14 protein-coding genes (1 of these 14 only partly in view) are annotated in these 16,280 nt (G+C 33.9%); 1 reads left to right on the forward strand and 13 read right to left on the reverse strand.

The window, feature by feature from the left end:
* A protein-coding gene (locus tag JDW14_09850; GenBank protein ID QQD66551.1) for a TrkH family potassium uptake protein crosses the window boundary here: on the reverse strand, window positions 1-1,404 show its 5' portion. 45 nt of this gene lie to the left of the window's left edge; the window shows 1,404 of its 1,449 coding nt (coding positions 1-1,404); the start codon lies at window positions 1,402-1,404; the stop codon falls past the left edge of the window.
* 22 nt (window positions 1,405-1,426) lie between these two features.
* Entirely contained in the window at window positions 1,427-2,782 is a 1,356-nt protein-coding gene (gene trkA, locus JDW14_09855) for a Trk system potassium transporter TrkA (GenBank protein QQD65538.1), read from the reverse strand.
* Between the two features lie 160 nt (window positions 2,783-2,942).
* Between trkA and JDW14_09860 the strand changes: the two genes are divergently transcribed.
* Window positions 2,943-4,118: an amidohydrolase gene (locus JDW14_09860; protein QQD65539.1), complete on the forward strand. Its 1,176-nt coding sequence runs from the start codon at window positions 2,943-2,945 to the stop codon at window positions 4,116-4,118.
* Between the two features lie 77 nt (window positions 4,119-4,195).
* Here JDW14_09860 and mnmG read toward each other — a convergent pair whose 3' ends face one another.
* The 11 genes from mnmG to rpmH form a co-directional block, all read right to left on the reverse strand.
* Entirely contained in the window at window positions 4,196-6,112 is a 1,917-nt protein-coding gene (mnmG, locus tag JDW14_09865) for a tRNA uridine-5-carboxymethylaminomethyl(34) synthesis enzyme MnmG (GenBank protein QQD65540.1), read from the reverse strand.
* 41 nt (window positions 6,113-6,153) lie between these two features.
* Window positions 6,154-6,630 (reverse strand): 8-oxo-dGTP diphosphatase, encoded by a 477-nt coding sequence (locus JDW14_09870; GenBank protein ID QQD65541.1) that lies wholly within the window; start codon window positions 6,628-6,630, stop codon window positions 6,154-6,156.
* 7 nt (window positions 6,631-6,637) lie between these two features.
* On the reverse strand, window positions 6,638-8,017 hold the full coding sequence (mnmE, locus tag JDW14_09875) for a tRNA uridine-5-carboxymethylaminomethyl(34) synthesis GTPase MnmE (GenBank protein QQD65542.1): 1,380 nt from the start codon (window positions 8,015-8,017) through the stop codon (window positions 6,638-6,640).
* A gap of 139 nt (window positions 8,018-8,156) precedes the next feature.
* The gene (treR, locus tag JDW14_09880; protein ID QQD65543.1) at window positions 8,157-8,879 is read right to left on the reverse strand and encodes a trehalose operon repressor; all 723 of its coding nucleotides are present in this window, start codon (window positions 8,877-8,879) and stop codon (window positions 8,157-8,159) included.
* A 43-nt stretch (window positions 8,880-8,922) separates the two neighbouring features.
* Complete coding sequence (locus JDW14_09885; GenBank protein ID QQD65544.1) at window positions 8,923-10,050, reverse strand: GerMN domain-containing protein; 1,128 nt, start codon at window positions 10,048-10,050, stop codon at window positions 8,923-8,925.
* Between the two features lie 144 nt (window positions 10,051-10,194).
* Window positions 10,195-11,859 carry an alpha,alpha-phosphotrehalase gene (gene treC / locus JDW14_09890; protein QQD65545.1) on the reverse strand — a complete coding sequence of 555 codons (1,665 nt, stop codon included), beginning with the start codon at window positions 11,857-11,859 and terminating at the stop codon, window positions 10,195-10,197.
* A 133-nt stretch (window positions 11,860-11,992) separates the two neighbouring features.
* Window positions 11,993-13,480 carry a PTS system trehalose-specific EIIBC component gene (treP, locus tag JDW14_09895; GenBank protein QQD65546.1) on the reverse strand — a complete coding sequence of 496 codons (1,488 nt, stop codon included), beginning with the start codon at window positions 13,478-13,480 and terminating at the stop codon, window positions 11,993-11,995.
* 157 nt (window positions 13,481-13,637) lie between these two features.
* Window positions 13,638-14,471: a protein jag gene (locus JDW14_09900; protein QQD65547.1), complete on the reverse strand. Its 834-nt coding sequence runs from the start codon at window positions 14,469-14,471 to the stop codon at window positions 13,638-13,640.
* Window positions 14,472-14,488: 17 nt separating this feature from the next.
* Window positions 14,489-15,319, reverse strand: a complete 831-nt coding sequence (gene yidC / locus JDW14_09905; protein QQD65548.1) for a membrane protein insertase YidC — start codon at window positions 15,317-15,319, stop codon at window positions 14,489-14,491.
* A gap of 25 nt (window positions 15,320-15,344) precedes the next feature.
* Complete coding sequence (gene rnpA, locus JDW14_09910) at window positions 15,345-15,683, reverse strand: ribonuclease P protein component (protein QQD65549.1); 339 nt, start codon at window positions 15,681-15,683, stop codon at window positions 15,345-15,347.
* A gap of 172 nt (window positions 15,684-15,855) precedes the next feature.
* Complete coding sequence (rpmH, locus tag JDW14_09915; protein QQD65550.1) at window positions 15,856-15,990, reverse strand: 50S ribosomal protein L34; 135 nt, start codon at window positions 15,988-15,990, stop codon at window positions 15,856-15,858.
* Window positions 15,991-16,280: the final 290 nt, after the last annotated feature.

Genomic DNA, 16,280 nt, shown 5'->3' on the forward strand with positions numbered 1-16,280 from the left:
AATCATTGGATATATTTCCAATCTTCCTGCAATCATTCCTATACTTAACACAAATTTGTTCCAATTTGAAAAAATACTAAAATTTTCCATTGGTCCAACTTTTGATAATCCCGGCCCTATATTATTAAAGGTAGCTGCAACGGCAGTAAAGGCTGTTGTAAAATCATCAACTTCAATAGATACAGAAAGTAATATGATAATAAATATCGCAATGTAAACCATTAAATAGTGCGAAACTTGACTTTCTATTGATTTTCTCAGTGGTTTTTCTGATATTTTGGGAACTACCACTCTTCCACTTTGAGCTGATTTTTTTATTTCAGCAATCGATTCTTTAATATAGATGATAATTCTAATGACTTTAATTCCACCTGCTGTTGAGCCAGCACATCCCCCAATAAACATTAATAATACTAAAATGGTTTGTGAAAATATCGGCCATTTTGTGAAATCATTGACGGAATAACCGGTAGTCGTAATAATAGAACTTACTGTAAAGAATACTTCTCGTATTAATTGACTGAAATTGTCATAATAATGAATAATATTTACTGTAATTAGTGTCGTTGCAGTAATAACAATTAATAGATAAAATTTTAATTCCTCGTCATTTTTTATAATTTCTTTAAAATACCCTAATATCGACAAGTAATAAATATTGAAATTTATCCCAAATAATAGCATACCTATCGCAATAATCCACTCTACCAGTTGTTGATTTTGATAGATTGAAAAACCTTGATCATTAATAGCAAATCCACCCGTTCCTGCTGTCCCAAAGGCTAGTAAAAAGGCATCAAATACTGGAACTTTTACAATGACTAAAATCATGACTAAAATCGCAGTCATAATAATATATAATCCATATAATATTCTTGCAGTTCCACTTAATTTTGCTACTAATTTCCCAAAAGTAGGGCCAGGCACCTCAGCTCTCATCAGTTGAATATATTCTGAAGTGTTAGGTAATACTGCTAATGTAAATACTAGAAATCCCATTCCTCCAACAAAGTGGGTGAAACTTCTCCAAAATAGTGAAGAATGTTTTAATGGTGATAATGTGGGCAAAATACTTGACCCAGTTGTAGTAAAGCCACTTGAAATTTCAAAAAATGCGTCAAATATATTTGGTATTTCTTTGGTCAATACTAATGGCAATGCACCAAAAAACGACAGTGCTATCCAGCCTAATGCTACTATTACCATACCGTCTCTTGAATATAGCTTAATTTTTTTAGGATTTAATTTCCCAGCTAAAAATGCAAAACCACCGAGTAAAGCAGAAACAAATAAATAACTGCTAATCTGTTCTATTGGTTCTCGATATATCAAACCAACTATTACTGGTAGCAACAATAGTAATGACTCTACTAATAATATTTTACCTAATAAATAGGCAACAATCGTTCGTTTCAATACTTTCCTCCTACTGCATCAAAATATCTTCTAAATCTTCAAACATTCTAGCTGTAGTTACAACAAGGACACGGTCATGTGGCATTAATTGGTCATTACCATTTGGGAAAATCAATTCCTGCCCACGCATAATATAAGCGATTAGGACATTCGGCTTGATTTTTAATTGGAATAATGGAATATTACATACTTTACTATTGCGTGTTACTCTAAATTGTAATACTTCTACTTGATTATCAGCTAAGCGATATAATGCTTCAACATTAGAACCTTGTATATTCGCTCTTGCTCTGACAAACTGAATGATTTCATTTGCGACTATTTGCTTAGGCGTGATAATCGTGCGTAATGGTACAGAAGTTAATATTTTTAATATTTCAACTCGACTCATTTTCGTAATGACTTTTTTTACACCATTGTGTCTTGCAAATACTGACATTACTAGATTTTCTTCATCTACCCCTGTCAATGACATAAATGAATCAAAATCTTCTAATCCATACTCTTCTAAAATTTCATGATCCGAACCGTCAGCATGAATAACGGTGGCATTAGGAAATTCTTCACTCAAATATTGTGCTCTTTCTCTATCTAACTCAATTACTGTAGCTTTAATTTTACTTTGCTTCAATGCTTTCAATACATAGTAGGCAATTCTACCACCACCAATAATTAAAGTAGAGCGAATCGATTTTTCATTGTTTCCAATTACTTTAAAGAAACGCATCATATCGGTTGCTTCACCGGTAATAAAAATACGATCATTCGCTTGAATTTGATAATTCCCACTAGGAATTATCGCTTCATCATTTCGAATACTCATACAAACTAATATCGAACCAAATTTTTGACGAAATTCCCGTAAATCAACACCAACTAGTTTTGAATCTTCATTAATTTCTACTTCCACTAAATTTACTCTATCAGCAGCAAATGATTCTGCACTTAAAGCAGACGGATATTTTAATACTCGAACAATATCTCGAGCAGCTGATAATTCAGGATTAATAATCAGAGAAAGGCCGAGACTTTCTTTTAATACACTTTGATGATTTGAATATTCTGGATTTCTTACCCGTGCAACGGTATAAGTTGCCCCTAAATTTTTTGCTAAAACTGACGAAATGAGATTAATTTCGTCCATTTCGGTTACTGCAATAAATACATCAGCCGTATCAACGCCAATTTCTTGTTGAATTTCAATACTCGCACCATTTCCAACGATACCAGTTATATCAAATTTATTCATTAACTGATCAAGCTTTTCTTCATCTTTTTCAATTAATAAAATATCATTATGCTCATGTGATAATTCGGCACAAAGTTTTTCTCCAACTTTCCCGCCTCCGACAATGACTATTTTCATTTTATTCCTCCAAATATTCTTTCATCGTACTTTGTCTATTTTACATTAAATAATTGACTAATTGAAGTAGCGAAAAGATTAATTTTTACACTTCAATTACTTAATCTAGTACCTAGATAATGTTATACTAATATAACCAATATACTGAGGAGTGTTTAAGATGAATCAATTAAAACAATATATTGAACAGTACTATGATGAAATTGTTGCTCATCGCAGATATTTACACCAGCACCCAGAATTATCTTTATATGAAAAAGAAACAGCACATTATGTTTCCACACAATTAACAAAATTAGGGATTCCTCATCAGACAAATATCGGTGGTCATGGTGTAGTAGGATTAATTAACGGTGCTTCTTCAGGCCCTACTTTATTAATTCGTGCAGATATGGACGCTCTTCCCATTCAAGAGTTAACAGATTTGCCCTTTGCGTCTGAAAATACCAATATTATGCATGCTTGTGGACACGATATTCATACGGCTAATTTATTAGGCATTGCTAAAATCTTACTGCATTATCAATCTTCCCTACATGGTAATGTTAAACTGGTATTTCAACCTGCTGAAGAAGGACATAATGGTGCTAATTCAATGATTGCTGACGGCATTATGGAAAATCCAACAGTAGATTATGCTATTGGTTTACATATCGAGCCACATTTAAAATTAGGTACAGCTGCCATTGAAGACGGTCCTATTAGTGCTTATCCAGAATTTTTTACGATTCAATTAAATGGACGTGGTGGTCATGGTAGCCTACCTTTTGCCTCAATCGATCCTTTACGGGCAGGTGTTCATCTCTATCAACTCATTCATGATTTGAATAAAGAAATTAATCCACTTCACCCACATGTGATACAGATTTGTTCAATGCAAGCTGGAGAAGCACCTGCTGTTATTCCTGACCAATGTACGATAAAAGGAACAGTTCGGACACATTTTTCAGAAGATAAAGACCATATTCAACAACGTATCCGTCAGTTCACACAAGCAATTGAAACGATGTATCAAGTTAAAACAAGCATTCAATATCAATGTCCAGCCACTCCAGTATATAATGACCCAGAAAAAGCTGAAATCGCACGTCAATTAATGAATGATGTGTTTCCTGATGGTCTTGTATCAACCGTTCACTTCAAAATGGTCGGTGAAGACTTTGCAAGTTTCTCTGATAGAGTACCAGCAACCTTTTTAGTTGTAGGTTGTAGTGAAAATTTAGAACACTATTATCCATTACATAATGCACGATTTAATCCTAATGAAGCAGTCTTAAAATATGGTAGTCATGCATTATTAAAAATTGCCTTGCATTATCTTAATGTAACAAACTAATCTTTGTCATACAAAAATTGGGCTAGACAAAAAGTTAGCATTCTTAACTCTTTGCCTAGCCCTTAAAATTTTAACAATTAATCATGACTTTGAGTTGATTCAACTCGTGCTATCTTCCCTTGTTGAATGTAAACTGTTAATACCGCAATATCTGCTGGATTAACACCACTCACACGACTCGCTTGCCCCAATGTCGTAGGCTGAATTTTTTTCAAACGGTCTTTTGCTTCTGTCGCCAAACTATCAATCGCATCATAATCAATATTTGCCGGTATCGCTTTTTCTTCCATTGCTTTCATTTTTTCGACACGTTGAATGGCTTTATTGATATAGCCTTCATATTTTGTCTGAATCTCAACTTGCTCAGCTACTTGACGTTCTAAATTACCTTGTTCACGTGGAATTAATTGTACTAATTCTTGATATTTCACTTCCGGTCTTTTTAACAAATCAATCGCTAAAATACCGTCTTTTAAATGTGTTGACTGAATACCATCTAAGTAGTCAATCAATCCTTTAGTTTTTGGTGTTAGACGAATGGCAGTTAATCGTTCAATTTCTTCACTAACTAACTGTTGTTTTAATTTAAATTGTGCATAACGTTCCTCATCAACTAATCCTAATTGATAGCCTAACTCCGTCAAACGTAAATCAGCATTATCATGACGCAACAACAAGCGATATTCTGCTCGTGATGTCAATAAACGATAAGGCTCTGTCGTCCCTTTGGTTACTAAGTCATCAATCATAACACCGATATAGCCCTCACTACGTTTCATAACAAATGGTTCTTTACCTTGAGCTTTCAATGCAGCATTGATACCAGCAATTAAACCTTGTCCAGCTGCTTCTTCATAACCACTTGTCCCATTCATCTGCCCCGCAGTAAATAGCCCACTCACTAATTTTGTTTCAAGTGATAAACGTAATTGGTGTGGAATGACAACATCGTATTCAATCGCATATCCAGGTCGCATTAATTCTGCTCGTTCCATACCTTTAATCGAACGAATCATGGCTAATTGCACATCTTCAGGCATCGAAGTCGATAATCCTTGAACATACATCTCATCTGTCGACAATGCCTCTGGTTCAATAAATATTTGATGTCGTGGCTTATCACTGAATCGGACAATTTTATCTTCAATTGACGGACAATAACGTGCACCGACCCCTTCTACCATGCCACTAAACATAGGTGCTCGATGCAAGTTAGCTTGAATAATTTCATGAGTGGACTCATTTGTATGCGTCAACCAACAAGGAACACTTTCTTCTTTATAATCTTCATCTGGTGTCATAAAAGAAAAATGATTCGGTGATTCATCTCCTGGTTGTATTTCGGTCAATTCAAAATCAATAGTATCACGATGAATTCGTGGTGGTGTACCTGTTTTAAATCGTACTAATTCAAATCCTAAAGCCAACAGGTTTTCAGATAACTTAATAGACGGCAATGTATTATTAGGCCCTGATGAATAACTCAACTCTCCAATAATTATCTTGCCTCGTGATGAAGTCCCTGCTGTCAATACAACAGCTTTTGAGCGATAAATCGCACCTGTTTGTGTAATAACACCTTTACAAACACCATCTTCAACAATTAATTCATTCACTAAACCTTGTTTTAAATCCAAATTATCAGTATTTTCAAGTACTTGTTTCATCGATTGTGCGTATAAATGTTTATCAGCCTGTGCTCTCAATGCTTGCACTGCTGGCCCTTTTCCTGTATTGAGTAAACGCATTTGAATATATGTTTTATCAATATTTTTACCCATTTCACCACCTAGGGCATCAATTTCACGTACAACAACCCCTTTAGCCGGCCCACCAACCGACGGATTACATGGCATAAAGGCAACCATTTCTAAATTTAATGTTAATAATAATGTTCGACTCCCCATTCGAGCACTTGCTAATGCTGCCTCAGAACCGGCATGACCGGCTCCAACTACAATTACATCATATTGTCCTGCTTCAAACGTTTGCATTGTCTTCCTCCTTGTATTCTCTTCATAAGCTCTAATATTGATTATTTATGGTCATAAAACTCAACAAAATGCTCAATTAACTGGTCATCTTCATAGGTAAAATTAGCTGAAAAAAATGGTGATTTTTCTAATACCCATGATAAAAAGATATAATCCCCTTCCCATGTCGGTTTATTTTTTATCTCATCATAGTCTACCCAAGACAAAGTGCCTTCATGACATTCTGCTTGTAACTCACCTGAAAATTCAGTAACTCGATACACAAAACTATACCAATCTTCTCCGTCTTGTGTAAAATTTGGAAAGGTAATAAAACCACATAACTCCATTTTTTCAGCAATTAAACCTGTCTCTTCAAAAATCTCTCGTTTAGCACACGCTTCAGGTGTTTCACCAGGTTCAAATTTTCCACCAACACTGACCCATTTGCCTTTATGAATATCATTCTGACGTTTATTGCGATGCAACAATAAAAATTGTGAGCCATTATCAATATAACAAATCGTTGCTAACTTCATTTTCTTCCTACTTTCCTAAGCAAAATTGGCTAAATAATTTATCCAATAACTCGTCTTGTACGCTTTCTCCGATAATTTCACCTAATAAATCCCAAGCCTTTGTAAAATCAATTTGAATTAAATCAACTGGCATATAAGCCTCAATAGCTCCCAATACTTCATCTAATGCCTCAATGGCTTGATAGAGTAAAGCAGTATGTCTTGAATTTAATAAATAATTAACATCTGTTGATTGTAAATGTCCAGCGAAGAATTTTTGCTCAATGACGGTTTCTAATTGTTCAATCCCATTTTCCGTTGCCATTGATGTGTAAATCACTTCATCTTGTTCTGTATATTGTGCTAATACATTTTGGTCTAACTGTGCCGGCAAGTCTTGTTTATTTAATAAAATAATACGTGTTTTATCTTTCGTTGTCGTTAATAACTCAATATCCGTTTCTTGAAGTCTTTCCGATTGATTTAATAATAAAATAATTAAATCTGCTTGTTCAATCATTTGTCTTGATTTATCGACACCAATACGTTCAACAATTTCATCAGTTTGACGAATACCAGCAGTGTCAATCAATTTTAACGGTACACCACGAATATTAACATATTCTTCAATCGTATCTCGTGTTGTTCCCTCAATATCGGTGACAATCGCTTTTTCAATACCGGTTAAACGATTTAAAAGACTTGATTTTCCAACATTTGGTCGTCCAATAATCGCTGTTTGAATCCCCTCACGGAATAATTTTCCTTGCTGAGCTTGTTGGAGTATTTGTTCAATTTGCTTTTTAACCGAGTATGACGTTTCACGTAAATATTGTAGTGAAACTTCTTCTACATCATCGTATTCCGGATAATCAATCGTCACTTCAACTTGAGCTAATGTTTGGAGCATTTCATGTCTGAGTTGACGAATTTTTCCGGAAAGACTACCTCTTAATTGATTCATTGATGCAGTCATTGCTCGACTTGTTTTCGCTTGAATCAAATCCATTACGGCTTCAGCTTGTGACAAATCAATCCGTCCATTTAAAAATGCTCGTTTGGTAAACTCTCCTGGCTCAGCTAATCGAGCACCTACTTGCAAAAATAAATCTAAAATACGTTGTACAGCAACCACACCACCATGACAGTTCACTTCGACAACATCTTCTGTCGTAAACGAACGTGGTGCTCGCATAACACTTACCATTACTTCATCAATAATCGTGTCATATTTAGGGTCAACAATATGTCCATAATGAATTGTATGGCTTGGTACTTCAACTAAGTCTTTTCCTTTAAATACTTTCGCTGCATACTTTATAGCCTCTGGCCCACTTAAACGTACAATTCCAATTGCTCCCTCGCCTAATGCAGTAGAAATCGCAACAATCGTGTCCATTTGATACATGATTTCTGCCTCCTTAACTCAAAATAAAAAAGTGCCTAAACCACCCCTTTATATAAAAGAGTGATTAGCACTTTGACTGCTGTTTATTCATTTCGATTGCATTATACCAAAACACTAGTATTAATTGCAATAAAAATTTCTATTGACCAACACGTTTACGACGACGTGCAAATTCTGAGAAACTAAATTTCTCTAGACGATGATAGCTCGTTGTATATTGGAAGAATGAAGTATCTTCTAAAAAGACTTCTCCACTTACATTGATAACATAATCTAATGGCGTTAATTTCATTAAATTTATTCCCATTTCATTAGCTTTTTCAGCCACACCGTATTTATTCGCATAACTAATTTCTAAGTTTAATTCTTCTTCAAAATAACGGTAAATTGAACGTAATGCTTGAGAATGTGGAATATTTGGTACAAATTTACAACGAATATAATCTTCATCTACAATCATGACTTCACCTTTAACAGAACGTGTCCGTACTAAGTGAATAAACTTCTCGCCCTCTTCAATATCAAATTTACCAACTAAAAATGCAGGTGTTTCTTCAATATCATTTAAAATAATTTGTGTTTCAGATTGAATACCTTGTTCATCTTGTAATTCTTTGTGACTTACTAACCCACTAATTGGAAATGAAAAACGATGAAAATCTAACACAACTGAACCACGACCTTGTTTCTTTTGAATAAAGCCATTTTCTAACAATAATTTTTGTGCTTTACGAATCGTTTCTCTTGATACACCATAAGTTTCAGCTAAATCATGTTCACTTGGAATCAGTGAGCCAATAGGAAATTCACCCGTTTTAATTTTCTTTTCAATATCTAAATAGATTCGTTCAAATTTATTCATCGTTTTAAACCCCTTTTCATTTCAATTATCTTTATTTTTTATTTCATTCATTTACAATCCAAATACCACCGTCAGGATACGGTAATGAATCTGGTAGTAATCCTAAACCATTGACCGATAGAAAAATTTTCTTTACTCCAAAATGATTCGAAAGTGTTTGAACCATGGCAGGAATAACGCCGACTTCTGTCGCCGGATGCTGATTCATAGCAGCTACGACACCTGATGAAAAATCAATATTTAACACATCATTATTTAAAGAAATAGCATTTACTTGAACATTTTCAGCTATCCACCCTAAAGTTTGGAATAGTTGAGTATAAAGTGTAGTTATTTGATCATTTGTTTGCCAAGAAAGGTCAATCTTATCTAATACTACTTTTCCTAAATCATTTTCATCTGGGCGATAAATATCCAATGTCTGCGTTATTTTGGAATTGACAACAATCTCGCTAGCTTGCCAATATTGTTGTTGTTCTGACTCAGATAGTGGAATTTGCCAAATTGCTACTACCCCATAATTTTTAGCGTAATAATAATGAATCTCGTAATCAGATGAACTATATGTTACTTCAATAACATCTTCAAATGTTCCAGTCGCTAATGTAATTTCCTTGTATAAATTCGTAATCGTTGCTTCAACACCGTCAGCAGCTTGCCAAGACGTCCCTTTTTTCAAAGGTGCCTGTAATAGAACCATTTCCGTAATTGGATTTTCAGAAACATCATTCAAATGATTGATTGGAAACATCGATGTTTTATCGTTTGCTAATTGAATCAACTGCTGTGAATTCCATGAATAATATTTATTATTGACTGTATCCCCATTCACTTCACGCATTTGAATGAGACCTAATCCTCCATCTACATAGTCCATATACATCGAAAAAGAATGCGATTGATTCGTTAGCTTTATCAATTGATTTGTCTGTGCAATAAGAAATTGAGAAATATCTTCAAATAACTGCGATTCATCGTATGCAGTGAATGTCGATGAATCAAAAGAAGTATTAACATCTGTCGCTAATTCATCAGAATTTTTTAATTTATCTTGATTTATTTTCGCATTAATTTCAGATTGTTTCGCTTCACTTAAACGAATCATCGGTTCTTTTTGACAACCACATAATAACAATATTGATCCCAATACTAATAAAATGGATTGTTTCATCTTCTTTCCCCTCTACATTTCATACGTTCATTAGTGCCGAATTTACCTTTTTCTTGGTTTTATTTTACGTAAAACGCCTATAAATTTCAAGTGCTCACCCTTTATGTAATGAGCACTTGAAAAGTATGGTCAAATTATATCGCATTATCCCTCAAATTTAAAGACTATTGTTTCATAAGAATTTAAAATAATGTGCTGATTCTCTATCTTAGCATTACCATTACCAATTAGTTTTGTGGCCTTACTCCATTCAGACGGTAATTCAATAGTTACCTCTCCTGCATAGAAATGACTTATCACCAAAATTCGCTCATTTTGATATTCTCTAAAATAAGCCATTACTTTATCATTTGATAACAAATACGGAGTATATGTCCCCTCAATCAACGCTTTCTCCGATTTACGCAATGCTATTAATCGTTGATAATAATTAAAGATACTTTTCTCTTTTGCTTGATCTTGTTTTACATTCACATCTTGATAATTTTCTGCAATAGCTAACCAAGGTGTTCCACTAGAAAAACCAGCATTGAGTGATGAATCCCATTGCATTGGTGTGCGACTATTATCACGTGATTTAGATTGAATGATATCCATTGCTTTTTCAATAGAGTAGCCTTTGTCCAACATTAATTTATAATTATTATGCGTTTCAATATCATTGTATTGGTCCATCTTATCATAATTTGGATTGGTCATGCCAATTTCTTCACCTTGATAAATAAAAGGTGTTCCTCTTAAAAATTGAATAGTCGTTGCTAACATGGTTTGTGTTTCATAAGGATAATTCTCAACATCACCAAATCGACTATTTGAACGTGGTTGATCATGATTATTTAAGAATAAGGCATTCCAACCATTATGGTCCGACATTCCTTGTTGCCAATCATTTAAAATTTGTTTCAATTCTAAAAATCTAAATGGTGGATTACTCCACTTATCTCCATTTTCATAATCAACTTTCAAATGATGAAAACTGAAAATCATCGATAATTCTTTTTCTTCTGGATTAGTATAGCGAATACCATTTTCGATTGTTGTCGAAGACATTTCGCCAACTGTGACAATATCTTCTCTTAGGCCGAATGTCTGCTGATTCAATTCATTAATCCACTCATGCACAATCGGTGTATCTGTATATAATGATTTTTCCTGTGATGAACCTGGAGCTTGACTATCAATTAAATCTTCATCTTTTCCGATAACATTCAATACATCAAAACGGAAACCTTTTACTCCCTTTTCCAACCAAAATCTGACTACTTTATGTAATTCTTTTCGAACATTTTCATTATGCCAATTTAAATCAGCCTGTGTCACATCATAAAGATGTAAATAATATAAATCAGTATCGCCGAATGGTGCCCACGCTGCTCCTCCAAATTTTGATTCCCAATTTGTCGGCAAACTACCGTCCGATTTAGCTGGTCTTAAATAATAAAAATCTTGATAATATTTATCGCCGGCTAATGCTTTTTTAAACCATTGATGTTCAGTAGACGTATGATTAAACACCATATCTAACATAATATCAATCCCATATTTTTGACCTTCTGCTACTAAGCGTTCGAATGTTTCCATTGTACCAAATAAAGAATCGATGTCTGTATAATCACTAATATCATAACCATTATCATTTTGTGGAGATGGATAAAATGGATTCATCCAAATCATATTAATTCCAAGTTCAGACAAATAAGGCATTTTTTCAATCACACCTTCTAAATCGCCAATACCATTTCCAGTTGTATCTTTAAATGATTTCGGATAAAGCTGATAGATAATTTTTTCTTGTACTGTCACAGTCATACACCACTTTCATTATATATTAGAAAAAGTTAAAAATATTGGGCATAAAGTGCCAAAATGAAGTATCAAACTCATTTTGTTACTTTATACCCGATTGTTACAAAAGAATAAAATAGGCTATTCCTTATTTTATTTATGCTTTTTTACCTGAAAATAAATTCATTTTCTTAAATAAGATTGTCAAGATAATTGGTACTACTATTGCAACTAACATTGCCACCATAAAGAATAACATTGAATCTTTTGTAATAACTAAAAATCCTGGTAATCCTCCTACACCAATTGATACAGCTTGAACATTGAAAGTTGTCGTAATGAAACCGGCAATACTTGAACCAATCATCGCTGCTACAAATGGATAAACATATTTTAAAGTAATACCAAACATTGCTGGTTCAGTTACACCTAAATATGCAGAAACAAATGACGGAATCGTCACTTGAGATTCCTCTTTATCGTGACGTGTTAACCACCAATATCCAACTACTGCAGAACCTTGTGCAATATTTGATAAAGCAATCATTGGCCATAATCCAGTCGTATTTGTTGCAGTATCCGCAATTAATTGTGCATCAATTGCATTGGTCATATGATGTAATCCTGTAATAACTAATGGTGAATATAATGCCCCAAAAATTGCTCCAAATAACCATTTGAACGGCCCAGTTAATCCAGCTAATACCACCGTTGAAATAATATTACCTAACCACCAACCGATTGGTCCTAATACCGTATGGGCTAAAATAACTGCCGGTACTAATGCTAAAAATGGTACTAAAATCATCGATAACATTTCTGGTACAATGCGTCTCCAGAATTTCTCCAAATATCCTAATGTTAAACCAGCTAACATCGCAGGAATTACTTGTGCTTGGTATCCAATCATGTTTACTTTAAAGAATCCAAAATCCCATTGTGGAACTGTACCGTCTGCTAAGGCACCAGCAGCACCATAGGCATTTAATAATTGAGGTGAAACTAATGTTAAACCTAATACAATCCCTAAAATTTGAGTTGTTCCCATACGACGTGTAACTGCCCACACAATACCAACTGGTAAGAAATGGAAAATTGCCTCACCTGGCAGCCATAAGAAGTGGTTTACTCCAGCCCAAAATTGACTGACTTCAACAATTGTCTTATAAATAGGAGTGCCGTCTGGATTCACTTGAGCAATACCTTCAACCACTCTTTGCCCCAATGCTTCGAAACCGACACCTTCTAAAATATTACGGAAACCTAAAATCAAACCACCAACAATAATAGCAGGAATGATAGGTGCAAAAATTTCAGCTAAAAATGCCATTGCTTGTTGTAATTTATTTTGATTTTTTTCGGCTGCTTTTTTTACATCATCTTTTGATGCTTGCGTAACACCTGAAATAGCAGCAAAATCTTTATAAAATTCAGATACTGCGTTTCCGATAATGACTTGAAACTGTCCGGCTTGAGTAAAAGTTCCTTTAACCGAACTTAATTTCTCAATTTCCTCGACATTTGCTTTTTGTGGGTCGACTAAAGCAAATCGCATACGTGTCGCACAATGTGTAACAGCTGCAATATTTTCAGTTCCACCTACTAAATTCAACAATGTTTGTGCATCTTGTTTGAATTGTGACATAATATTTCCTCCTTATTCTAGCTCTAGAGAGCATTTTTTGTCTATACAATAATTTTTATTATACTTGTAAACCTTTTAGAATGCAATTACTTCTCTAGACAAAACAAAAAAACTCACAAAATTTTATGTAATTAGCATTTTGTGAGCTTTAAAAAAATTACGATTTATATTCAACCACTAAATAACGATTTGGATCACGACCTTCTGAATGCGTCTCAATATGATCCACTTTACTTAAATAAGCATGAATTTGTTTTCTTTCATAACTCGGTAGAGGATCTAAGACAACAGATTGTTTGGTACGTAATACTTCTTTAGCAGTTCGTTCTGCAATTTGTTCCAATACATTGGCACGACGATCACGGTAGTCGCCAATATTTAAAATAATTGATTGACGGCGACGATCATATTGATGCACCATTACTTGTGCCAATACTTGTAACGCATTAATAATTTTCCCATGCTTTCCAATAATTAAACCAGACTTATCTGTTTGAATATTGAAAATAACTTGATTACGTGTATTTTCTACTTCAATTGTAGTTTCAGCTCCATACGCACGAATCACTTCTTTTAAATAGCGAGCCACTGATTCATGACTAACTTCTGCTGCATTACTATCTGACGCATGGTCATCTATTTCGATAACATTAGCATCATTATGTTCTTCTACTGGCACTTCATTGACTAAAACATCTTCAGTCTCAACTTGAACTGAAATTTCTTCTTTTTCTTCATGTTCTACTACTTCTACAAGTTCTGGCTCATTATCGGTTACTTCGCTTACTACTTCGTCAATAGCAGAAATATCCATTCTATGATTTGTACTCACTTCTACAATCGCATCTTGTTTTCCAAAACCAAATAATCCTTTTTTCCCCTCACTGATGACATTTACTTGTGCCTCTTCACGTGTAATGTTTAACTTAGTTAAAGCAATCTTAATTGCTTTTTCAACCGTTTCGGCTCTTACTGTTGTACTATGTTCCATTCTCTTCATACTCCTATCTATTTTCTTTTTGTTCGTTTCAGTGCTTTACGCAATGCCTTTTCTTTTTCTTTCTCTTGTTGCTCTTTTGCTTTTCGCTCAGCAATAATTTTGAATGGGTTATTATACATAAAGGTTTGAATTAATGTCACAGCATTAGAGATTACCCAATATAGCGATACAGCACTTGGAAATGACATTGAAATGAATAAGATAACCACCGGCATCACATACATGAATACTTTCATCTGACTATTTTGTTTTGGATTAGATAGCATCGTATAATAGGAATTCGCAAACATTAATCCTGCCGCTAATATCGGCAAAATAAAGAACGGATCTACTTTTCCTAAATTCATCCAAAGAAAATGCCCTTGACGTAATACTTCTGTTCTAACAATAGCTTGGTATAAAGCCATCATAACTGGTAATTGAATCACTAAAGGTAAACAACCTGCAAATTGATTAACACCTCTTGTTTCCATTAACAATTGCTGTTCTTCCTGTAATAATCGCATTGATTCACGATCACGATTCGGATATTTTTCTTTTAACTTATCTAATTCAGGTTGTAACTCTTGCATTTGTCTTTGAGATTTTAATTGCATCTTCGTTAAAGGAATCAAGGCTCCCCTAATAATTAAAGTAAAGACAATAATCCCCAATGCGTAACTACCACCGAGTAAATTTGATAACCAAACAATAAATTGAGATAAACTATAAATAATGTAGCGATCCCATAAGTTAGTACTCTCTGAAGTGATAGGTGCATTGACATTACCACAAGCAGTTAACAATAAAACCATTCCAGTTAATGATGTAAGTTGTATCCATTTTTTTGATTTATTCATAATGCCTCCCAAATTTCACACATCACTATTTCACGACTGATGCTAATCTCATGACGTGCATTAGTGACTGTTTTACTTGTTCAAAATTTTTACCTTTAATGTCATGTCGAGCAATCAATAAATAGTCATAATCTTGAGCAATTTCTGCATCAACTTCTATCATCGCATGACGTAGAAGTCGCTTTACTCGATTTCTTTCAACGGCATTGCCAATTTTTTTTCCTACTGAAACACCAACCCGAAAATGTGCTTGGTTATTTTTAGGGTAGATATACAATACAATTTGACGGTTCGCAAAGGAAACACCGTTTTTGAAAGCAATCTGAAAATCTTTTTCAGTTTTTACTCTGTATGCTTTTTTCATAAATTACCTCATTACAAAACATTAATGTCTTCATTATTCTTTTTACATTATAAACTAAAACATGGTAAAATTAAATCTTTTTTCAATGATTATCATTCGGATAGTAGAGTGAATATCCTATAAATCCTTAATAATAAAAAAAGACTAGAGATTTCCCTAGTCTAATCAATTATTATGCTGATAATTTAGCGCGTCCTTTTAAACGACGTTTTCTTAACACACGGCGACCATTTTTAGTACTCATACGTTTACGGAATCCGTGTACTTTTTTGCGTGTACGTTTTTTTGGTTGATAAGTTCTTTTCATTGTGACACCTCCTAAATCCACTTATGTCAATACTTAAAACATTTTAATGAAGTCTATCAAAAATGTCAAGATGTTATATAGATTTTATCCTTGAAAAAATCAAAGTTAATGCTAAACCCAAATACTAAATACCACTTTAACTCTAAAAAAACAATGAATTTCTCTCCCTAAACTAAGTAGTTCAATGGGGAATATCCACATTAATTTATCCACAAACAGCACACTTATACACAGTTTATGCACATTTTTAGGATTAACTGTGTATATCTTTTGTTATTTTTTCTTTATTT

This window comes from Aerococcaceae bacterium zg-252 (genome assembly GCA_016237705.1).
GTDB classification, from domain to species: domain Bacteria; phylum Bacillota; class Bacilli; order Lactobacillales; family Aerococcaceae; genus Globicatella; species Globicatella yangjingiae.